This window comes from Martinezella calliandrae (genome assembly GCF_030272695.1).
GTDB lineage: Bacteria > Pseudomonadota > Alphaproteobacteria > Rhizobiales > Rhizobiaceae > Rhizobium > Rhizobium calliandrae.
In genome coordinates, this window is sequence record NZ_JARFYN010000009.1 from 114,942 (window position 1) to 134,949 (window position 20,008).

The 20,008-nt window shown below is 56.8% G+C and carries 19 protein-coding genes and 1 pseudogene; 5 read left to right on the top strand and 15 right to left on the bottom strand.

The features are described 5' to 3' along the window. Nucleotides 1–18: 18 nt before the first annotated feature. Nucleotides 19–2,124 carry a putative bifunctional diguanylate cyclase/phosphodiesterase gene (locus PY650_RS09250; protein ID WP_349644484.1) on the bottom strand — a complete coding sequence of 702 codons (2,106 nt, stop codon included), beginning with the start codon at nucleotides 2,122–2,124 and terminating at the stop codon, nucleotides 19–21. 402 nt (nucleotides 2,125–2,526) lie between these two features. Here PY650_RS09250 and PY650_RS09255 point away from each other — a divergent pair, with 402 nt between their 5' ends. After that, a complete protein-coding gene (locus PY650_RS09255; protein WP_285878851.1) occupies nucleotides 2,527–3,693 on the top strand; it encodes a M20 aminoacylase family protein in 1,167 nt (388 codons plus the stop codon). 62 nt (nucleotides 3,694–3,755) lie between these two features. Here PY650_RS09255 and PY650_RS09260 read toward each other — a convergent pair whose 3' ends face one another. Next, on the bottom strand, nucleotides 3,756–4,580 hold the full coding sequence (locus PY650_RS09260; protein ID WP_285878852.1) for a heparin lyase I family protein: 825 nt from the start codon (nucleotides 4,578–4,580) through the stop codon (nucleotides 3,756–3,758). A 1,099-nt stretch (nucleotides 4,581–5,679) separates the two neighbouring features. After that, complete coding sequence (repC, locus tag PY650_RS09265; protein ID WP_285878853.1) at nucleotides 5,680–7,014, bottom strand: plasmid replication protein RepC; 1,335 nt, start codon at nucleotides 7,012–7,014, stop codon at nucleotides 5,680–5,682. Here repC and PY650_RS09270 point away from each other — a divergent pair. Then, the gene (locus tag PY650_RS09270) at nucleotides 7,009–7,398 is read left to right on the top strand and encodes a hypothetical protein (RefSeq protein WP_285878854.1); all 390 of its coding nucleotides are present in this window, start codon (nucleotides 7,009–7,011) and stop codon (nucleotides 7,396–7,398) included. The two genes, repC and PY650_RS09270, sit on opposite strands and share 6 nt — an antisense overlap. Before the next feature lie 7 nt (nucleotides 7,399–7,405). Here PY650_RS09270 and repB read toward each other — a convergent pair whose 3' ends face one another. The 3 genes from repB to PY650_RS09285 all read right to left on the bottom strand — a co-directional run bounded on the left by repB (nucleotide 7,406) and on the right by PY650_RS09285 (nucleotide 10,346). Beyond that, complete coding sequence (gene repB, locus PY650_RS09275) at nucleotides 7,406–8,437, bottom strand: plasmid partitioning protein RepB (protein ID WP_285878855.1); 1,032 nt, start codon at nucleotides 8,435–8,437, stop codon at nucleotides 7,406–7,408. Beyond that, nucleotides 8,434–9,657, bottom strand: a complete 1,224-nt coding sequence (gene repA, locus PY650_RS09280) for a plasmid partitioning protein RepA (RefSeq protein WP_285878856.1) — start codon at nucleotides 9,655–9,657, stop codon at nucleotides 8,434–8,436. Before repA ends, repB begins: the two co-directional genes overlap by 4 nt. A gap of 326 nt (nucleotides 9,658–9,983) precedes the next feature. Beyond that, the gene (locus tag PY650_RS09285; RefSeq protein WP_285878857.1) at nucleotides 9,984–10,346 is read right to left on the bottom strand and encodes a DUF488 domain-containing protein; all 363 of its coding nucleotides are present in this window, start codon (nucleotides 10,344–10,346) and stop codon (nucleotides 9,984–9,986) included. A gap of 213 nt (nucleotides 10,347–10,559) precedes the next feature. On the opposite strand from PY650_RS09285, the gene ltnD reads away from it, so the two are divergent. Continuing rightward, entirely contained in the window at nucleotides 10,560–11,498 is a 939-nt protein-coding gene (gene ltnD / locus PY650_RS09290; RefSeq protein WP_285878858.1) for an L-threonate dehydrogenase, read from the top strand. Between the two features lie 119 nt (nucleotides 11,499–11,617). Here ltnD and PY650_RS09295 read toward each other — a convergent pair whose 3' ends face one another. Then, nucleotides 11,618–12,088: a MarR family winged helix-turn-helix transcriptional regulator gene (locus PY650_RS09295; RefSeq protein ID WP_285878859.1), complete on the bottom strand. Its 471-nt coding sequence runs from the start codon at nucleotides 12,086–12,088 to the stop codon at nucleotides 11,618–11,620. Between the two features lie 150 nt (nucleotides 12,089–12,238). Between PY650_RS09295 and PY650_RS09300 the strand changes: the two genes are divergently transcribed. After that, nucleotides 12,239–12,526, top strand: a complete 288-nt coding sequence (locus PY650_RS09300) for a hypothetical protein (protein ID WP_285878860.1) — start codon at nucleotides 12,239–12,241, stop codon at nucleotides 12,524–12,526. A gap of 564 nt (nucleotides 12,527–13,090) precedes the next feature. Beyond that, the gene (locus tag PY650_RS09305; RefSeq protein ID WP_285878861.1) at nucleotides 13,091–14,317 is read left to right on the top strand and encodes an SLC13 family permease; all 1,227 of its coding nucleotides are present in this window, start codon (nucleotides 13,091–13,093) and stop codon (nucleotides 14,315–14,317) included. Between the two features lie 219 nt (nucleotides 14,318–14,536). Here the strand turns inward: PY650_RS09305 and PY650_RS09310 are convergent, their stop codons facing one another. The 8 genes and pseudogenes from PY650_RS09310 to PY650_RS09345 all read right to left on the bottom strand — a co-directional run bounded on the left by PY650_RS09310 (nucleotide 14,537) and on the right by PY650_RS09345 (nucleotide 19,832). Beyond that, a complete protein-coding gene (locus tag PY650_RS09310) occupies nucleotides 14,537–15,529 on the bottom strand; it encodes a Tim44 domain-containing protein (RefSeq protein WP_285878862.1) in 993 nt (330 codons plus the stop codon). A 51-nt stretch (nucleotides 15,530–15,580) separates the two neighbouring features. Further along, the gene (locus PY650_RS09315) at nucleotides 15,581–15,946 is read right to left on the bottom strand and encodes a hypothetical protein (RefSeq protein ID WP_285878863.1); all 366 of its coding nucleotides are present in this window, start codon (nucleotides 15,944–15,946) and stop codon (nucleotides 15,581–15,583) included. 95 nt (nucleotides 15,947–16,041) lie between these two features. Further along, nucleotides 16,042–16,509 carry an invasion associated locus B family protein gene (locus PY650_RS09320; RefSeq protein ID WP_349644485.1) on the bottom strand — a complete coding sequence of 156 codons (468 nt, stop codon included), beginning with the start codon at nucleotides 16,507–16,509 and terminating at the stop codon, nucleotides 16,042–16,044. A gap of 98 nt (nucleotides 16,510–16,607) precedes the next feature. Continuing rightward, the gene (locus PY650_RS09325; protein WP_285878866.1) at nucleotides 16,608–17,084 is read right to left on the bottom strand and encodes a DUF4189 domain-containing protein; all 477 of its coding nucleotides are present in this window, start codon (nucleotides 17,082–17,084) and stop codon (nucleotides 16,608–16,610) included. Further along, nucleotides 17,081–17,779 (bottom strand): hypothetical protein, encoded by a 699-nt coding sequence (locus PY650_RS09330; protein ID WP_285878867.1) that lies wholly within the window; start codon nucleotides 17,777–17,779, stop codon nucleotides 17,081–17,083. Before PY650_RS09330 ends, PY650_RS09325 begins: the two co-directional genes overlap by 4 nt. Nucleotides 17,780–17,793: 14 nt before the next feature. Next, nucleotides 17,794–18,369: an invasion associated locus B family protein gene (locus PY650_RS09335; protein WP_285878869.1), complete on the bottom strand. Its 576-nt coding sequence runs from the start codon at nucleotides 18,367–18,369 to the stop codon at nucleotides 17,794–17,796. A 46-nt stretch (nucleotides 18,370–18,415) separates the two neighbouring features. Continuing rightward, a pseudogene (locus PY650_RS09340) lies at nucleotides 18,416–18,845 on the bottom strand (YadA-like family protein); the annotation flags it as partial. 75 nt (nucleotides 18,846–18,920) lie between these two features. Continuing rightward, nucleotides 18,921–19,832 carry a pirin family protein gene (locus PY650_RS09345; RefSeq protein WP_285878870.1) on the bottom strand — a complete coding sequence of 304 codons (912 nt, stop codon included), beginning with the start codon at nucleotides 19,830–19,832 and terminating at the stop codon, nucleotides 18,921–18,923. Nucleotides 19,833–20,008 lie beyond the last annotated feature (176 nt).

The following is a 20,008-nucleotide window of genomic DNA, read 5'->3' on the forward strand; positions in this document are numbered from 1 at the left end:
TCCAAAGCAAGGAGCAGATCAGACCGAACGGGCGATGGAATGAACTACCGGCTCCTCCATAGGCATTGCCCTGGCCGTTCTTGCAAGAAACTCCGAGCCAGTCAGGGTAATTTGGCCGCTGGTGATGATCTGGTTCAGCGGTACAGGGCGACCCAGCAAATATCCCTGTGCCTCATCACAGCCCTCCGCGCTCAAAAGCGCAAGTTGACCCTGTGTCTCGATGCCTTCCGCCAATACCGGAATCTCCAGGCTCTTGCCGAGAGCCAGCACAGCGCGAATGATCGCCTTGGCCTGCGGACTGGATTCGATTTCGCCCATAAAGGAGCGATCGAGCTTGATTTTGTCGAACGGGAAGGAGCGCAGCGTATCGAGCGACGAATACCCCGTCCCGAAATCGTCAAGGGCGATGCTAACGCCAAGTGCCTTGATTTGACGCAGCATATGGAGTGAACGCTCCCGATCGGCAAAGATGGTCGATTCCGTTAGTTCCAATTCCAGTCGATCTGCTGGCAGTCCCGTTTCAATCAAGATTTCGAGGACGAGCTTCGGCAGGTCGCTGTGCACAAATTGGACCGGAGAAAGATTGACGGCAACCTTATACGGAGGTTCCCAAGACGCTGCCTTGGTGCAGGCGGTTCGCAGCACCCATTCTCCCATCTGATGGATCAGGCCATTTTCTTCCGCCAGCGGGATGAACTCCGAAGGCGGAATGAATCCATGTTGCGCATGCTCCCAGCGAAGCAGGGCCTCATATCCGCAGATTTCGCCGGTCGAGATGGACGTCTGCACCTGGTAGTGAATATCCAACTGGTTGTTTTCGATTGCTTGCCGAAGCTCGCTCGCCAGAGTCCTGCGAGCTCTGACGATTTCATCCATTGATTGCTCGTAGAAGCAAACCGCTCGCGTGATGTCCGTCTTGGCGCGGTACATGGCGAGGTCTGCATTATTGATCAGGGCCTCTTTGTTGTAGGCATTATCGGGGTAAAGAGCAATGCCAAGGCTGGCTCCCGGAGCGACCTCATAATCGTCGAGGCGAAGTGGCCTGAAGAGAGCGGCTTCGAGACGCGCCAGAAAATCGGAAAGGCCGGCCTGGTGCTGCATGCGGTAAACGGCAGCAAATTCATCGCCGCCGAGCCGGGAAGCGAACTCGCCGTCACCCAGAAGATTACTTATGCGCCGCGCGAGGATCTTCAGCACCTCGTCGCCGGCGGCATGGCCACGGAGATCATTGATCTCTTTGAAGCGGTCAAGATCAATGCCAATCAGAGCGACCTTACCGCCCGTTTCATCGGCGATACGGAGTTCTTGATCGAGATGTTCGTTGAAGCTCACCCTGTTCGGTAGGCCGGTTAAATTGTCATTCATGGCCATGTGCCGAAGTCGTTCATAAGATTCGGCCCGCATGCTGGTATCGATAAGGTAGCTGGCAAGTCCGGCGCCGACGATGATCAACGCGACCGCGGCAACGGCCAGGGCAAGCGCCTGCAGAGCGGCCGGGTTCGAAAAAGAGCCGTCGATCAACATTGGAGAAACGTGGAACGCCGCCATTCCAGTGAAATGCAGGCTGACGATCGCCAGCACCAGAACCCCCATCGCAATATATCTGTCGCTCCGAGAGACAAGCCGCATCGCGAAATGTAGTGCCAAGCCAGAAAATATGACGGCGAGGAAGATCGATGCCACGAGGTAGGGCTTGTCCCATGAGACGATACCTTGCACCCGGTAAGCCATCATGCCGGTATAGTGCATCGCGACGATCGCAAGTCCGACGATACCACCCCCTACAATAGGTGCCAGCCGCGTTACGCCGCTCGCCGCCACAACAAGGCCCAGTTGAACACCGACCATGGCGACCAAAAGAGACACAATGGTCATGACCGGATCGAAGCTCACTGGGACATCCGGATAATAGGCCAACATCGCAATGAAATGCGTGCACCAGATCGCGGAGCCGGCTGCCGCCGTCGTCAGAAGATGCCAGCCGATCCGCTGTGCACCTGTCGTGCTGGCTGCCCGGTCGAACAGGCGGATGATAACCCAGGAGCCCGCGATGCATACAACTGCTGCAACGATTACCAGCCAGATATTATGTTTGCCGACTATGCAGCCCAATACGGTCATCATTATCTAATAGCTTTCAAGGCGCAAAAGCGCGCTTAGCATTATTCTCTAAATTCTGTTTCTTTAATTCTAGTGAAGACTAGTCAGCCATTAAGCTGCCATTCGCAACGTCGAAATTATTATCAAACCTCACCGAAATTTCCGGTCCTTGGCGGTTACGAGTGTCCTGCCCTGGATAGCGGAAATCGGCGTAAGCTTTGCAGCGTGGGATCTGCGCTCGCTTCGACTTGGTCTCCAATCGAAGGCGGCATATTCGGGGTATGTGTCTGCCGCACCTTTTGTTGCTCGCAAATGTGATTATACCGGCATGCCGCTCAAGACTATGTCAGAGATAGTGTCGGACGTTCTCCGTTTGGCGGCGGTAGTCCGAGCGCAAGCAATAGAACCATCCCAAGGAGGTGATTCATGAACCCGTCCGAAACATCGCGGATCATAGCAAACGAGGCCAAAAACTGGCGCCGCGAGATCCACCAATATCCGGAGCTTCTGTTTGACCTGCCGCGCACCTCGGCGATGGTGGTGGAGAAGTTGAAGGTTTTCGGCTGCGACGAGGTGGTGAGCGGGATTGCCAAATCGGGGGTCGTGGCGGTGATAAATGGCAACCGGGGTAATGGCAAGACAATCGCACTTCGTTGCGACATGGACGCGCTGCCGATGTCGGAACAGACAAACTTGCCCTATGCGTCGAAAGTGCCGAACATGATGCATGCCTGTGGACATGACGGCCATACGGCCATCTTGCTCGGCGCCGCCAAACGCTTTGCCGCTGATCGTGATTTCGCCGGCAAGATCGTTCTGATCTTCCAGCCGGCGGAAGAAGGTGGCGGCGGCGGACGCGTCATGCTGGAAGAAGGACTGCTTGATCGATTTGGCATCGATGAAGTCTACGGGATGCACAATCAGCCGGGGCTTGCCGTTGGTTCGTTCGCCATCCGCAGCGGCCCGATGATGGCCGCAGGCGATCGCTTCGTCATCACCATCATTGGGCGGGGCGGCCATGCGGCTTCGCCGCATCTCGCCCGCGACCCAGTGCTTGTCGCATCGCATCTCATCGTCGCGCTCCAGTCGATCGCATCGCGCTTTACCGATCCATTCGATCCGGTGGTCATCTCCGTCACCTTCATCAGCGGCGGCGACCGGAAAGCGCTGAATGTCATCCCTCCCGCGGTTGAGGTCGGCGGCACGATCCGGACCATGCTGCCAGCGACGCGCCAGGCCGTCGAGCAACGGTTTCGCGATGTGGTCTTGGGGACGGCAAAACTCTACGACGCGCAAGCAGAAATCGATTGGCGCCCGGGATATCCGGTGACCGTCAACAATGCCGAGAAGACTTCGGTTGCGATCACGGCCGCCAGGAGCATCGTCGGCGCCGAGCGTGTCGACGCGAACTGGCCGATGACGATGGGCTCGGAGGACTTTTCCTACATGCTTGAAAAGCGGCCCGGCGCGATCATCTGGCTCGGCAATGGCGACAGCGCCGACCTGCACAATCCGGCTTATGATTTCAATGACAATGCGATCGCTTACGGCATCGACTATTGGGCCGCGCTGGTGGCGCAACAACTGTCATAGCCGAGCAGGAGAGCGTAGTATTCGACTTGCTATGGGACGTCGCCCGTCAAGGGCGACGCCTGCTATTTCCCGGCAGTCTCGATCCTGATCCAATCGAGCTCCAAGGTGTCGGAGGACGGTATATAGTCGCGATACTGGCCGATCTTAAACTTCGTCATTGGCGCAGATAAGGGATCGGGCTCGTACCCGATCTTGCCCGTTATCCTGGCGATGAACCTGCCGTTCTGGTGAATCTCGATAAATGCACTGCCGTCGCGGCCCGCCTGAACACGATAGCGCATCTCGACCCACTCCCCCGCCGGCGTCGACAGGACGGGATTGCGCCCGTAGTCCACCTTCAAATTGGGCGTGCAAGCTTTTCCGTTGCTATCTTGCGGTCGGATGGACTGGCAATAGCGCGGCGGGCCATCTTTCCAGACGAGATTGCTCCCTTTCGCAGGCGCGGACGCGATCAAGCATCTGCACATGTCGTCTTGGACCGTGACATGCAGGATGCCGTCGTCGTAGCGTTGCGCGAGAAACGGGCTCGGCGACCAGCCCTCGAACTCCTGCTCATACCTGTTGTTGATCGGCTCTTGTTTCCATTGCGCCGTTATCCAGCGAATGGAATCCTTATCGTTCAGAACCTCCTTGGGCATGCGGAACCGGAAGGAATAGAGGAGCGGCACATCGGATCTTCGAAAGAAGGGCTTCTGCAGACGAAGCTCTTCACGCTGAATGCATTCGTCCTCCTGATGGGCTGCCTTGACGCGATTCCAGGCGGCTTCGTCGCAATATCGATCGGGCTCGCCAGCCGTCGGCGCCCACCTCGGCTTTGCTGTTGCAAAAAAATTCGTTCCGAGAAACTCCGGTCTGCTGATGTCCGTTACCAGGTGTTGTGCAGCCATCGTCTCCTGCGGCATTTTGCAAGCAGGCTCGCACCTCTTGCCGCCGAGCGAGGACTCGTTGACAGTAATTCCGGCAATATGATCCTTCCTGTCGGCAGGATTGGCGGAGAATGTCACTGGCGTATTTGTATTGTCGATCTGGCAGGAACACCATTGGCTCTGATTGAGTGTTGGCGACCTGAAATCATCGCGAAGAAGCTCGGCGGCCGAAGTGCTGGATGAGGCTACAGCAAATAGCGAAAGAAACTTTGCAACAGGCGTCAAGCGCCGCATCGTCATTCCCCACCGGTATGAATTGCCCCTTTGGAGGAGGTTTAAACACAGAATTTCGCCAATTGAAATGCACCTAAAAAGACGAGGGCTCGGCGTCTCCGCATTGCATTTTTTCATAGTGCTCCGGACAGCTGAACTCGTCGCTAACTAACGGCAATTTTTTGTGGTGAGAGGTACCCAGCGGAACATAGGAGAGAAGATCAAGCCGATAGGATTTGGGAACGCGTCCTGAGAGCCTTCCGCTCCCCGTTCTGCATCAGCTACCTTGCGCAGACGCGAATTTTCCGGCGGATCTAAATGGCTGTTAAATTTAAGCTAAGCTGCCAAACGGAAGCGATCTGAATATTTACTTCCGCTACGCCCTACTCCAAATGGGCGATCCAATTCCGATTTAAGGGCTGCTGCCAGTGGCGACGATCTGCAGGGTGCGAAAGACCAAGCTGAGACCGGTTTGGATGAGGAGGAAGTTACTACAATAATGCCCGAACGCAAAGTGAAATAGATGACATAATTGATCTTTTGGCGCGGATGTCGGCTGCAATGGCGGTCTAAGTGTCTGATCTACAGAAGCTGAATATCCACTCCCCTTCCCCCGTATCTAGGCTTTTTCGCAGTTGGCAAAACGAAGTACACAGTGCCTTCCGTCGCGGCCCTTAGCGAATGACAAACCCGCGATCTCTACCGCCACCGCCACCTTTGATAGCCTCTCATGCATGGTCGTTCTCGAGGATAACGTTGCTCTCATCAAAGGTTGGAGAGAGCAGTCGAGCTCAAGATTGTTGGAACTTTCATCCACCTTATCCTGTGGCGCGTGGGACGACATACTTTAACCCGCATGTCGCTCCGGCAGCCCGCGTGACCGCGCTAAAGCCATCAGCATCGGGCCGATAGCAAACTCGCCACGGTGGGCTCTTCGTGTGAGATTGCGCAGATAACCACCCGCAGATTTGATGTGTTCCGCTCTTTGGAGCATGCAGGCCATGACGGTCGCCGCATTTTGGGGGCCCATCACGTCGCATGCCTCCTGGTAAACCGATGGACTGATGGCCAACATGGAACGAATGACGATTGCTGCCGTCATAAGGTCACGCCAGTTTTCGACTTTTCCACCCGAACCGTAGGACACCACATCGGGGCAGGCCTGAATGACAAGACCGAGCGGAAATGATTTGAGCGGTGCAGATCTCGACGCCGGAGCGGCCGGTGAAGCTGTTAATCGTCCATGTTCAGGTTGAGCTGATCGAGATGCGTCTCTTGAGCGTAAATGAGGGTTTGAGAGCGGCTCGAAAGGAGGGCGCTCATCGTCGGCGAGGTCGCGCATCAAAACCTGAACCGAATTTTGGCCAGTGTCCGGTTCAGATTCAAAAATGTTTTTAAGGTTTGTATTCTGTATATGGCGCTCAGTTTGGGATTCTTTGGCGCTTTGTTTTTGTGTTTCCAGTCGTCTTTCCAATCGGATAAGCACTTCATCGCGCAGCATCTCAAGCTCTTCGAGAACCGCGTTTAAGTCGCCGATATGCGGGGTGCGTGGAATGGTTCGCGTAATCGTGCGGAAGGTTGATTGTACCATCAGCCAATCGCCAGGTGCTTGTTCCTCGAGCGCGATGTCGATCAGTTTTGCGATGTCCCGACGGCAGATTGAGAGACGTTCTTTGGTGATACGCAAGCGGTCGCGATCGGCAGCGATCCGGGTGGCGTGAGCGAAGATTTCATCAGCACGTGCAATGAGAGCTGCGACGCTGAAGCCGAAGGCCTCGTCGATTTCTCCTTTCCGATCTCGCCGGGCATATCGTTTTCCATTCGGGCTGTCTTTTCGGATGAGTAGTCCTGCGCCCACCAATGCGGCGAGATGGCGCCTCAGGGTCGCGGGAGCAATTCCATGTGCGCGCAGTGACAATTGCGCATTGGATGGAAAGATCACCAGGCCGTTTTCCTGTGACAGGGCATTCTCTGGATAAAAGCTCAGGAGCGCGTTCAATACGGCAAGCGCACGGTCGGAAATTCCATACACGATTCGGGCTTCGCAGAGCGCGCGAAACAGTTTCCACTTATCGATGGATTTTCCGGGTTCGATACTCTTGGCTTCGTATTGATTTGCCAACATGGCAAGCGTCATCGACCGCCGCCCAAAAGGCGTCGTTACGAAATTTGTCTTGTGCATATCTTCGCCTTTAATCGCAGGCAAAGCGAATACGGCCACCGAAACGACTTCGATGCATTGACAACTGATTCGGGGGGAGCTATTGATATCTTCGCTACAAGAATGCAAAGGCTCTCGAATGGTTCGCCGTTTGGGGGCCTTTTCTTTTTGCCGTCGCTTACCTTTCTCTCTTCGTTTCAACCATGGTTTCTCGGTGTTTCCACCGAGTTATCCCGCTTGTCAGCGGATACCAAACAGATCGAAGGTCGCGGCAAAAGAGCAATGATATCTTCGCTACAAGAATACAAAGGCTCTCGAATGGCTCGCCGTGAGGGCTTCTTCCGTTTATACTACGTCTATTCCAAGAACCACGCAGAGCGCGGGGTTGAAAACCCTGTCAGCTGACAGGGTTCTATGGATCATCCTGTCCGTCGGTCGCATCGAACTTCGCGATCAGCGCCGGCATTTCGCCCTCGAGGAAGGCCGCAAACCGCGTACCGCGCTCGGACTCTGGCACCAGTCGCAGCTCTTTCCTTGAAATTTGAAGCCTTGCGAGCGATTGACCGCGCCGATCCAGAAGATTGCGGCCGGGCAGGCGGGCCGCGGCAGGGTTCTTCAGAACACCCATGGCTTGGCTGAATCGTTCATTGGACATCAGTTGCAAAACCCTGTCAGTTGACAGGGTTTTTCTGATGTCGGCCAATGCGCCCGGTTTCGCCTTTAACGATCCGCCGAATTCAACCCATCGCGGCCGTCCTATTTTTGGTGCGCGACCGATCGCCTGGATGACGTCGATGGGGACGACACGATAGACCGCGCGCATGCGCGCGAGCTCTGCGTCGTCGATGCCCAGCGCAGCATAAATGTCTCTCGGCCGGATGCCGGCTTCGTCCATACGCCAAGCAAAAAGCGCACGTTCGATCCAGCTCAAATCTTGACGCGAAGCGTTCTCGATACCCTGCACAACCACAAGGTCTCGGTCTGACATCTCCAAAATTAACGCCTTTACAGGGCGCTGAAGCTCGCGCGCGGCTCGCAAACGGCGATGCCCATAAATCACCTGATATCGGCCCGTCAACGTCGGATGGACGCGGACTTGGATGGGGATTTTTTGCCCTTCTTCTTCGATGCTCCTTTTAAATTCGGCGAAGGATGCATCATTGTCGTCAGGAAGCCGGTCTGGAAAAGGTGACGGGTCGATCAAAGCAGCATCGATCTCCGTCGAACCACCCGATCCTGCTTCCAGCATGGCAAGAAGTCGATCACGCTCGCCCCTAAGGTCGCTGATGGCCTTATGGGTGGCACCAATTACGCCGGCGCCCACGCGTGCGGGCACCGGGGCAGGCGCCTGTTGCTCGGGGTTCCTTTTGGTATCGGCGTTGATGTCGGCTGCGAGCAGGCCAAAGCTTGCTGCGAGCGATGACCTTTTTGCGGGCTTCGTCATCCACGCCCCCAGCTGCTTTTTATCAAGTCCAGCATTGCTTCATTTACGGCATCCATCGCATCTCGGGCTCGCCGATGCGTATCACGGCCGACTTGGCCCATCTCCAATTCGTATAGGCTGCGTTTGGCAAGGCCAGCGGCCTCAATTGCGGTACTTTCGATCGCAGTCGGCAATATAACGTCGTCGCCGAAAAGATGGCGAAGCATGGCCACGACCTGAGACTGCGGCTGGTCATTCGGATTATGGCGGGTGATGAGATAGCGGAAAAAATCCTGCCTCAACACGGCACCGCTTTCACCCAGAACCTGAATAAGATCCCCCATCATCAGGAGGAATTGGCTCATCGAGGATACATCCAGCATTGCCGGGTGCACGGTCACAATCATCCCCGTCGAAGCGTGAATTGCGCTAAGCGTCAGAAAGCCGAGAGAAGGGGGGGTGTCCAGAATCACGACGTCGTAGCGATCATTGACCTCGTCCAGGGCGAGCTTCAGGCGCTCAAAAAACATTCCTTCGCGGCTGCCCAGTCGTTGGGCGAGAATACGAGGCGTCTCATGCTCATATTCCATTACCTCGAGATTGCCGGGAATAAGATCGATGCCATCGAAATAGGTTTGATGGATAATCTCCTGCATCGGCCGACGTTCGTCGTCATATCGCAATGCGGCGTAGATGGTCTCGTTGGCTTGCACATCGAGCTCAGGCTGGAATCCGAACATCGCCGAAAGTGAGGCCTGCGGATCGAGATCGATCGCAAGGACGCGATAACCGTGGAGCGCAAGATATTGCGCAAGATGGACGCTGGTCGTCGTCTTGGCGCTGCCGCCTTTGAAGTTTGCAACCGCGAGAACCTGGAGATGTTCTTTATCTTGCCGATAGGGGAGAAACCGTAACGCGTCCGAGGGCTTCTGCTCGGCAAACATGAGGCGCAACTCGTTAATTTGCTGCAGCGTATAGGCGCGATGGTTGTTTTCAAGGCGGCTCGGGACTGGCCCGCGGCCTTCATTGGACAAGAGCTTTAGGGTCGAATCGGGAATGGAGGTCAACTTGGAGACTTCATTCGTCATGAAGTGCCGGAGACTCTTTTTTGCCCGCGGCGGATACATGCGTTGCCGCAGCGCCTGGAGCTGGTTCGAAAGCATACCCGCGTGCCGGACGATCTTGGTCGCAGCATCCTCGGAAAAAGTATCTTCCTGCTCGATTTGTCTTGTTAGCGCCATCTGTCCCTCTTGGCGGTCTACAGTCGTTCTATCGACCACCGCCCGCTAACAAAGGACATGATTCTGTGTTTACGTCCAGCAAAATAAGGTTTGCGTCGTCTTAACGACGTCGCTCGGCAGAAAAGGGAACGACAGGTTTCCTCATGTTTCCCGTAAGTTAGCTATGCTTCTGCGTGAAAGGGATGTCTATATTAGGGCTTTGGCATTGGCAGAAGTGGTTGCATTTCAGCGGCCGAATTCTTCCTCGAAGACCGCAATACCATAATGAGTCGCGACTCGCTTTTTGTCGATGGGCAGGGGGTGTCGCGAAAAAAAATCGCTGTGGACTATGAGCCGTGAGCTTCCATGTTTTTGAGAAATTCCAAAAGCACGACTGCGTGGTTGTGTACCGGATCCTTTGCGCCGTACAGCAACGTCGCGGGCCCGTCTAAATGGCGAAGCGTCTGCACGGCCGGGTTTGATGCCAGCTCTTGCCGGTACCTTTCCCGAAAGTCCGCGAACCGTTCCGGCTTATGGCCAAACCACTTCCTGAGTTCGGGCGATGGGGCCACATCCTTGATCCAGTCAGCAAGCTTCGCTTCACCCCTGGATAGACCGCGTGGCCATAGCCGATCAACGAGCACTCGTCGCCCGTCTTCGCTTGCGGGCTCTTCATATGCTCGTTTCAACTTCAACAGCGAGGGAGCCATCCAAAAGCCTTTACCATCTCGGAATATGCCTGCCGACCATAAACCACGAGTTTACAGCGGCGATCGGCGTTGAGTATATCCGGCTGCCAGAAAAAGGGGACTAACTGCGCGACAATATTGCTCTCGCTTCGTTCAAGGCAGATCGCTAACGTTGGGAGACTGAGCCGCGCTCTAGTGCAGGTTCTGTAATACCGCCAGTGAGGAGGATGATCGATGGCAGCCCAAGCAGACAATAAGGACCGAAAGCCCAGGATAGCCGTGATAGGCCTCGGCTCCATGGGTATCGGCATGGCGCTGTCGCTTCGAAGGGCGGGGCTGGACGTGAGCGGTTTCGATGTTTCCGCGGCGTCGATGGATCGATTTCTAGGGCAGGGTGGCAGATGCGGCCGGAACCCGGCCGAGGCCGCCGAAGGGGCCGACATTGTCGTTTCCGTGGTCGTCAATGCCACGCAAACCGAGGCGGTGCTTTTCGGTGAGGACGGCGTCGCGGCGGCAATGTCTCCTGCCGGCGTTTTCATCTCCTCGGCGACGATGGATCCTGCCATCGCGAGGAAGCTGGCCGAGCGGCTGGAAAAGGACGGCCGGCACTATCTCGATGCGCCGATATCCGGGGGTGCCGCAAGGGCTGGGAGCGGCGAATTGACCGTTATGGCATCAGGTTCAGCCATAGCGTTCGAAAAGGCGCGGCCGGCACTCGATGCCATAGCGTCGAAAGTCTACGAACTCGGACCGACGGCTGGCACGGGGGCCGCATTCAAGATGATCAACCAGCTGTTGGCCGGCGTCCACATCGCTGCTGCCTGCGAAGCGATCAGCCTTGCCGCCAAACAGGGCCTTGATCTGAATATGGTCTACGAGGTTATCACGGCGTCGGCGGGCAATTCATGGATGTTTGAAAACCGCATTCCGCATGTGTTGTCAGGCGATTACAGCCCGCTCAGCGCTATCGAGATCTTCGTCAAGGATCTAGGGATCGTTCAGGATATGGCGCGCGCCGAACGGTATCCAGCACCGATCGCAGCCGCTGCGCTGCAAATGTATCTGGCCGCTGCCGGTGCCGGCATGGGGCGGGATGACGATGCCTCCGTCGCCCGAGTCTATGCGCAACTTTCCGGAGCGACACTGCCTACAAAGCAGGATCGCAAACCCTGACGTTATCGGAGGCTTTGCTTCGAAATTACCAGTCTGCGATGGAAGATTTCCTCGTTCGGAGGGCCTAGCGCATGACAAGCAGCATGGGGTGGAATCGGAAAGTCCAACTTCATCTTGCCTCAATCCAACTCTGCCAGGCGACGGAGCCTTTTGAGAGATTCGATGAGCAGTCGCTCGTTTGCCAGCATTCCTCGCAAATGGGTTCTTGCCAAATGCTCGACCAAGGCCTCTCCTTGAGGAGTGAGGCCGACGAGCACGCTTCGCTTGTCCTCAGGCGAGGGGATCCGCAATGCCAGCCCCGCGGTCGTGAGCCTGTCTACGAGCTGTACGGCGCCATGATGCTGAATAAGCATTTGATCGGCCAAATCACGCACCCTGATCTGGCCGCCGGGCGCAACCTTGATGACCAATAGCGCCTGGTATTGCTGAGACGTCACTCCCGCTTCGGAAACTGCGGCCTCGCTGAACGAAAGAAACCGCCGCACGACAAGGCGCACACCCGCAAGACCCTCGTAGACGCCAGGTTCGAGCGCCTTGTCGGTCGACGTTTCACGTTTGCTTGAGCTCTTGAGCCGCTTCCCGGGAGACATTCCAAAATTTCCTTTATTTGTATCACAGCATGATATATTTTTTAATCGTATCCGCTAGTGGAGAACCGGTGGTAGGCTCCAAGCCAGGATACCGCAACCGTTATGGTTGCAAAGCATATCTTAAATCTCAACGGTTGAAAGGGTCAGCACATGGACGACCTCAATGTCAGCATCGACGGCTCAATCATCTTGGATCGTGACGTGCGATTCTATGGGTCGGTGACCGGCACGTTGACGGTCCCACCTGGTCGCCGGTTCGAACTTCACGGAAGTATTGGAAAGGATCTTGTTATAGAGAAAGGCGCAGCCGCAATCGTTGCCGGAATAGTTCACGGCACGCTCATCAATAAGGGCGGAGATGTCGTGTTGACAGGGGTTGCGAAGAACTTGGAGGATCGTGATCCAGCCAAGCCTATAAAGAGGAAAGCTCTTACCTAAATGTTCCAACCAGCTTTATTCCGCACCACGCATCGACTACCGCGGTTACAGTTTGCAGAGTGAAGCTCGTTTTCTCGGGCCGCCCGCCCGTACACTGCTGAAAACTCGCGATCGCATGATTGGATTCAAGGTGCATTTCTAATGTTTCCTATCCTTTCGGTTCCCGCATATGCCCAAACGCCGCGAGCAACTCCCGTTACAGATCGTGCCGCCGATTGCACCGAAGTCGTGGAAAAAGTCCTCGCAAAGACAGGCGGCCGGCTCCTGTCGTTTCGTCCAGGCAAGAAGAAATGAACCCTTGTCATTCTGCTGCGAAAAGACGGCGAGCGCCCGGGAAAAATCGTGCTGCAAATCGAGCGCGACCTGGCCGCCAATAATGCGGAATAGCTTCTTAAATAACGGTACTGTGGTCTGATCTTGCGCGTGATGGCGGAAATCGACCGACCAGAATGCAGGCAGTTCATTGAAATCGTTCGTGGATGGGCCGGAACAAGAATTGTTCTGGATGGTGCGCTGATGCTAGCGTCAGGAATACCCCCTTGTTCCTCGGAGCCCTTTTTTTCGATGACTTACGTCGTTTCTATTCTTTTTGGCCTCACCTATCTCGGGATGGCGCTGGGGCGTGTCCCCGGACTGCGCATCGATAGAGCCGGCATCGCACTGATCGTCGCCGTCGTGCTCGTTGTGGCCGGCGCGGCTCCGCGCGGTACGATCGGCGAGGCCATTCACTTCCCGACTTTGCTGCTACTCGCCGGACTGATGATCCTGTCTGCCAGAGTTGGGGCAAGCGGCTTTTACGGCGAGGTTGCCACGTGGATTGCGCGCCAGGCAGGACGGCCGCGACTGCTGCTGGCTCTGACAATTGCCATTGGTGGCATCCTCTCGGCCTTTCTCGTCAACGACATCGTCGTCTTCGCAATGACCCCGCCACTTTGTGCTGGCCTTGCTGCGCGCAATCTCGATCCTCGCCCCTTCCTGCTCGGACTCGCCGCGGCAAGCAATGCCGGCTCGGCGGCGACCCTGATCGGCAACCCTCAAAATATCCTCATCGGACAGGCAGGTGCGCTTAGTTTCTGGGGCTATTTCGCTGATGCTGCTATCCCGTCTCTCGCCGGCCTCGTTATCAGCTATGCATGCGTGGCTTACGTTTGGCGGGCAAACCTCAAGGCACCATCAACAGACGCTCCGTCCAAGGCAGTGTCCTTCGACCGTCTTCAGGTGGGCATATGCGGTGCGGCGCTGCTTCTGTTGCTCATCCTGTTTGCCTCCCCTTTGCCACGGGAGATCTCCGCCCTTCTCGTCGCCGCATCACTAATTGTCAGCCGCACGCTCCCGAGCAGGCAGCTTCTCGATGAAATCGACGTGCCTTTGCTCATCCTGTTTGCGGCGCTGTTCGTTATTAACGATGCGTTTGCCCGAACCGGAATTCCGGAAGAGGCCGTTCGTACACTGGCGGCCTATAATCTGTTGCCAGATCGCGTCTCATCGCTCGTGCCGATTTCGCTGCTGCTCAGCAATACGATCGGCAATGTTCCTGCCGTCGTGATGATCCTGAAGGTCTGGCAGGGAATTCCGGAGGGGGTCTTGGTGGGGCTCGCCGTCCTTTCAACGCTTGCCGGTAACCTGCTCCTCGTCGGAAGCCTCGCCAACCTGATCGTCGCCGAACGGGCGGCTGTCCAGGGCGTGCGGCTGACATTTCGCGATCACGCCAAGGCCGGACTGCCGATGACGATCCTTTCCATGCTCGTCGCAGGGGTCTGGCTCTGGATCGGTGGCTATATGCCACTGTAGCCATCGGGAAGATAGTGGATAGGCGTCATCACGAACCTCGTGAAAGCTTCCGTTTTGGGTGAGGACCCGTCTTGAAGCCGCTGAGCGACAGCCGATGGACCAGCGCCAGAAGCCTCAATTCGCCAACGAGGCTCCCAGCCTTCTACTGGATAGGCCTATACTGGAGGAATAGGCCGGCTCTTATTGTAGATTGCCGGACACATCCAATGACGCGCAGGATCACGCGCGGTGAAGCTCCGTGCCCTGGATGGCGGAGAGCTTCCAGTCCGAACCCGGCTTGCGCACGAAGGTCCAAATCTCGGTCGTTTCCGAGGCATTGCGATCGTCGCCGTCGACCAGTCGGCCGGTCGTGCGATCGACGAGCGCGTCAATGCTCGAATAGCGCATTGCCAGTGTGGCATATTCGGCACCACCCTCCCGCCAGGCTTCGGCAATGTCGCCCTGCAGCAAGCGAACATTGGTGACACTGTTGCGGACACCCTTGGTCGCGTTCTCGCCAAGCTCCTCGGCCAGATAGGACATAGCCTCAGGCGTCGCCAGCCGGCGCAGGGTGGCGTAGTCCTCAGAACCGTAAGCCGACTGGATTTCCGTTAGAAGCTGCTCGAAACGGTCGAGATCGGCTTGCGACAAACCGATCTCGTCATTGGCCTGTCGCGTTTTCGGTGCGGCCGTCGCCGTTCCGCCGCCGATCGGAGGGATGGAAAAGGAGGGACGCTGCGATGCGTTGGCATTGTATGACGCATTCGATCCTGGTGCGGCATAGCGAGTTTGCTGACGGTTGGCAAAAAACTGTATGGCGAAGCGGATGGCCAAGAAGATTAAAACGACCTGCAGCAACATGCCGAGGAAACCGAATCCGCCACCGAAACCATGGCCAATCAACATACCCAGAAGGCCGCCGGCGATCAGTCCACCGATCATCGACCCGCCGAAACCGTTGAACAGGCCGGGACGCTGCTGCGTATTAATCGGCGGTTGGGTGGCGGTCTGCGGCTGCGTTCGAGGCGTCATCGTCCGATCGATGGGCGCGGCCTGCGTCGGAGCGGTCCGCGTTATGGCGGGAGCATCGAAGGTTCGCGTTCCGCGGCTGCCGAAACCACTGAATCCGCCGGCGCGACGTGCATTGGCATCGTCAAAGCTTGTAAGGCACGAGGCGGCGGCAAGCACGACAATGGCTGCGATCTGAGCAAAACGCGGTACTGCACTGAACATCGGTTGTTCTGTCCTTGGGCAGAAAGATGATTTGCGAGATATATAGGGACGCTATTTTGCGATTATAAGTCGGTGGAAAGGTGTTTGCCTGAAGAGGCGAGTCGGCCCCTCAATTTGCGAGGAAGCTTGCCGCGATTGTCGGTCCACCGTGGATGGGCGCTGACGATGTTCGCTGCCAATAAGCAGCATCGTCATCGGGCGCAGGCAAACCACGGTGACGGCAATGATGGCCAGGAAGATGTGGCGGGAAGGATTGGCGTTCAAGGCGCTGGAGAATGCCAGGTACGATCTGGCAGAAGCCAGTTCTGTCGCGAAAACCGCGGCCAATGCCCAGGCCGTCTTGAGGTGCTCGTTTCTCCCGATATGCACACCGACATTCACAACGAAGAATGCGCAAGCTGCAAACACCTCGGACATGATACCGAGCCGAACGCCATACCCCGCCTTCAGAGACGCGAGATATGCTCCTTGCCTCAACGCGGAATTGCCGCCTCGCGCGCCTATCGCGCACTCTAGGCGGCCACACGATCAAGGGCGGCTGAGAAGCCGCGCAGCGACACCTGAAAGCTCAGTGCCTTATCGGCATCAGCCGTAACTTTCAGGTTTAGCCGGGAGCCTGCACGAAGTTTTGTAAGTGTCGCTGAATCGACGGGAAGTAAGGCAATACATCCGGTCGGCAAACAGGTGCGGAAACGCACCGGCTTGAGAGGCGGTTGATCATCGACATTCGGCGTCACGCCGGTATTGAGGACGATCCCAAACGGGAGGAGAAGCGTTGCGACCGCGCTGCCGTCGGGGCGCGTTTGCATCTCGACCGCAAGCAGCCTCTGACCATTCTGTTGCGTCTGATCCTGGGAAATTACGCAGGCCGGTGCCTTATCGACTGCGTTACATGCAACCCGCCAGTCCTGATAGGTCTCCTGCAGCGCCGATGCTCCGTTTGGCAGAGCCGACTGAGCAAAGGCTGCCTGAGCCAGCATAAAAATCATACCCGAACAAAGAAGGGTGAACCTCGCGCGAGCTATGCCCAAGGCATGTTTCGGCGGCAGCTCTGGGAAAATGAAAGATCGCGATTGGGTCATGTGCATACCCATTCGCGGATCTTGCATTGTATTCCTGAGATCTCGCATGCCTTCATGGCAAGGTCTTCAGCTTCCCGGCGGGTTGGTGCCGATTTTGCGCTCCAGGGCGTGATGCGCTTTCCCGCTTCCTTGCCCACGGCCAGCGCACCGCAATGCTCATAGGGAAAACCGGTGTTGTCCTCATCGTCCCAATGCCGATGATTGCGGAACACGCTCACCACAACGCACGCGCTGCCTCCATTCCGCTTGCAATAGTTGCGTGCGATATCCATGGCCTCTTGCCGCTTGTCGGCGCCCCAGAAGAAGCCGTGCTTTTCATCGGGGGTAGAGTAGGCGATGGCCGCCCAGATACCGCGCTCCTCTTGAGGCGGGGGAGTTGGTGGCTCGTCTGCTTTAAAGAGATCGGCTGCCCCCAGATGGCCGTTAGAGATAATCAACATGCCTATCGCCGCAGCGGCAGACCTGAATCTCATTTTGCGCTCCCTTGTTTTCCTGCTGCCGAGGCCACGGAAATGACGACGCAACTGTTTCCGGTCGGCAGAAGCATCGCGTTGCCGCCACTGCTAAGTTCATAGACGCTGACGCTGATCTGCCCGAGATTGTTGACGAGCTTGCTTCCGTTCGGAAACTTGGCCGGAATATCTGTGCAAGGGGCTACAAACGGCGCCACGCGAACCATCGCGCCTTCGCAACCTGATGCGATCGGCGCAGCAAAAACGATGCCCGCAGCCGGACCGCTATAGCCTTGGGAGGCATAGCTCATGCCCACAAGCGCTTCCACAGCATGCTTATCCGCGGCATCGTTGTTCCAGTTCGACTGCACATTGTATTGGGTGCCGTTTGTCAGCAACTCTCCGAGAACCGGGAAGACCGTGGAGCAGGATTGCAAACCAGCCTGTTTGGCATGCTGCCGAAATGGCGTGTCGGCCAGGGCTTGATTGGCGTCGTTCGTCTCAGCGACCGCCGGCCGCGATATGAAATTCACGACCGCATCGTATCGCCAGGCGGCATAGCCGACAGCACCGACAACGGCAATTCCGAGCAGTGAGAGAACCGCCGTTTTCCACCAGTTCCGCTTGGGACGCGTTTGGTCGTCGGCTGCGCTCTGTAGAGCAACGCTGCTCTCATTCCGGGACATGATTCGATCGTGAATTGATTGCTGATTCATTGGAAATCCATCCGTCAATTGATCGCCTTAACGGCGGTAGAAAGGCCTTTGAGGGTCGCGGTCACGCTGATCGTCTTCCCATCCGTCGTCGGATAGGAGATCGTCGGCGCCGCGTTTTTCGAAATCTGTTCACGCATTGTGGCTCCCACCGGCAACATGCCAATGCAAACCACCTGGCTGCATCCATCGAGTTTGATTTGTACCGGGTCTTTGCGTCCCTCGAAGCTTAGCGAGATAACGCCATCGCTCTTGGCAATCGGCGCCGTACGCAAAATCATATAGAGCTTGCCGGCCTTGGTGGCCGCAAGCGACCAACTGAAAGCGATCTGCCCTGCCTGATCTTCGATAATCTGGGTGACGTTGCAAACCCGCTGGCGAACCTTCAGGTTTTCGTCACAGATCAGCGTCCAGTTTTCGAAGGGACGAATGGTCCTCTGATAGTCGCCAAGCTTTGCGTCCGGAGGCACCACCACTTCGGAAGGCTTTATTCGATAGCCGAAAGGACTTGCCTCCTGTCCGGCCGCGTGTGGGCCGGACAGGAGTAAGCAAACCACGAAAGCCGGGACGCCAAAGAACGCTCCTTTTAACATGTCGGGCTCAATTCAAGGTGAAGCTGAGACCAGCGCCGACACCCAATTACCCGCCCGCTGCCGTGCCTGACAAATTGCCGCGAATTCGCCCGTCTTCGCTGGTGTAACCGGCGCCGAAGGCCAAGGCGCCTTCACCCCGCCAGACGCCGCCGCCGACCGCAACGCTCAGCTTACCGGGGCGATCGTCATAACGAAGCGATGCGACAGCAAGCCCGATTGCAGCCCCCCTGCCTAGCCTCCGAGCGAACGTCCCCTAGCTCGTGGTTCAGTTGGCCAAACTTCTGGTCTGTATAGGCGTTGGCGGTGTTGATGCCATATTGAACCTGGGTATCCGTGTAGGATCTAACCTGTGTGATCCCATCGTTCAATTGGGCGACGTTGACAGCATCGGTATTGGCCACGCCCCGGCCAACATTTGAGATGACGACCGGCGCATTTACGTCGCCGCCCTGCAGCGTGATGCTGTTCTTTTTGCTCACTGGCCGCTGCCCGAGACCGGCTCAGAAAGCCGGCCGGGTTTCCGGGATTCATCTGTTCGGCGGGCGGGCGCCTCAGTGCCCCGCCTTGATGAAAGTCCCGTTCTGTAATTCGCGCATGGCCTGCCTGATCTCTTCGTGGGAGTTCATGACGATCGGTCCATGCCACGCGACCGGCTCTTGGATCGGCTTGCCGGAGACCAGCAGGAAGCGGATTCCCTTTTCGCCGGCCTGTACGGTTACTTCGTCGCCCGTATCGAAGACAACGAGCGTACGATTGCCGGACATGTCGCGAATATTCAGCTCCTCGCCATCCACTTCTTTTTCCACGCGCACGCCGAAGGGTTTCGACGCATCGCGGAAAGTGCCGGAGCCGGCAAAGATATAGGCGAAGGCATTGCGGTAGGTGTCGACCGGCAACCGTTTCTTTTTGCCCGGCGGTACGGATACGTCGAGATAGATCGGTTCGGCAGCAATGCCGTCGACCGGACCGGCCTTGCCCCAGAAGTTGCCGCAAATGACGCGCACCGCCGTGCCGTCATCATCGACAACGACGGGAATGTCGGTCGATTTGACGTCTTGGTAGCGCGGTGCCGTCATCTTAAGTGAAGAGGGCAGGTTGGCCCAGAGTTGGAAGCCATGCATGCGCCCGGCGAAATCGCCCTTCGGCATTTCCTGATGCATGATGCCGCTGCCGGCCGTCATCCACTGGATGTCGCCAGCGCCGAGCAGGCCGCGATTGCCGAGGCTGTCCCCATGCTCAACGGTGCCGGCGAGCACATAGGTAATCGTCTCAATGCCGCGATGCGGATGCCAGGGAAAGCCGCGTATGTATTCCGCCGGGTTGTCGTTGCGGAAGTCGTCCATCATCAGGAAGGGGTCGGTCATTGACGGCTCGCCAAAACCGAAGACGCGGTGGAGCTTCACCCCAGCGCCTTCCATTGTCGGAACGGCCATGCTTTCATGCTTAACGGGTCGTATTGACATCTCATCCACCTTTCGTTGGCTTGAAAGGTAGCGATGCTTCATGAGCCCGTTAAGCTTCGGTTTCGAGGAAACACTGTCCACTATCCGGCGATTAAAAAATTGATCTTGGGTCCAAGATTATCATTTGGCACCCGCCATAAGGGCGAGCAACGTCCCCGCGAATTGCGGCGAGCATG

Bases quoted from the DNA above. Each gene is read 5' to 3' on its own strand.
- PY650_RS09285 (WP_285878857.1), bottom strand. From the start codon at position 10,346: ATGGCTCCCTCGCTGTTGAAGTTGAAACGAGCATATGAAGAGCCCGCA.
- PY650_RS09315 (WP_285878863.1), bottom strand. From the start codon at position 15,946: ATGTCCGAGGTGTTTGCAGCTTGCGCATTCTTCGTTGTGAATGTCGGT.
- PY650_RS09325 (WP_285878866.1), bottom strand. From the start codon at position 17,084: ATGAGATTCAGGTCTGCCGCTGCGGCGATAGGCATGTTGATTATCTCT.
- PY650_RS09320 (WP_349644485.1), bottom strand. From the start codon at position 16,509: ATGCTGGCTCAGGCAGCCTTTGCTCAGTCGGCTCTGCCAAACGGAGCA.
- PY650_RS09260 (WP_285878852.1), bottom strand. From the start codon at position 4,580: ATGGCTGCACAACACCTGGTAACGGACATCAGCAGACCGGAGTTTCTC.
- PY650_RS09310 (WP_285878862.1), bottom strand. From the start codon at position 15,529: ATGTTCAGTGCAGTACCGCGTTTTGCTCAGATCGCAGCCATTGTCGTG.
- PY650_RS09335 (WP_285878869.1), bottom strand. From the start codon at position 18,369: ATGTTAAAAGGAGCGTTCTTTGGCGTCCCGGCTTTCGTGGTTTGCTTA.
- PY650_RS09305 (WP_285878861.1), top strand. From the start codon at position 13,091: ATGACTTACGTCGTTTCTATTCTTTTTGGCCTCACCTATCTCGGGATG.
- ltnD (WP_285878858.1), top strand. From the start codon at position 10,560: ATGGCAGCCCAAGCAGACAATAAGGACCGAAAGCCCAGGATAGCCGTG.
- PY650_RS09295 (WP_285878859.1), bottom strand. From the start codon at position 12,088: ATGTCTCCCGGGAAGCGGCTCAAGAGCTCAAGCAAACGTGAAACGTCG.
- repB (WP_285878855.1), bottom strand. From the start codon at position 8,437: ATGACGAAGCCCGCAAAAAGGTCATCGCTCGCAGCAAGCTTTGGCCTG.
- PY650_RS09250 (WP_349644484.1), bottom strand. From the start codon at position 2,124: ATGATGACCGTATTGGGCTGCATAGTCGGCAAACATAATATCTGGCTG.
- PY650_RS09255 (WP_285878851.1), top strand. From the start codon at position 2,527: ATGAACCCGTCCGAAACATCGCGGATCATAGCAAACGAGGCCAAAAAC.
- repC (WP_285878853.1), bottom strand. From the start codon at position 7,014: ATGCACAAGACAAATTTCGTAACGACGCCTTTTGGGCGGCGGTCGATG.
- PY650_RS09345 (WP_285878870.1), bottom strand. From the start codon at position 19,832: ATGTCAATACGACCCGTTAAGCATGAAAGCATGGCCGTTCCGACAATG.
- PY650_RS09330 (WP_285878867.1), bottom strand. From the start codon at position 17,779: ATGAATCAGCAATCAATTCACGATCGAATCATGTCCCGGAATGAGAGC.
- PY650_RS09300 (WP_285878860.1), top strand. From the start codon at position 12,239: ATGGACGACCTCAATGTCAGCATCGACGGCTCAATCATCTTGGATCGT.
- repA (WP_285878856.1), bottom strand. From the start codon at position 9,657: ATGGCGCTAACAAGACAAATCGAGCAGGAAGATACTTTTTCCGAGGAT.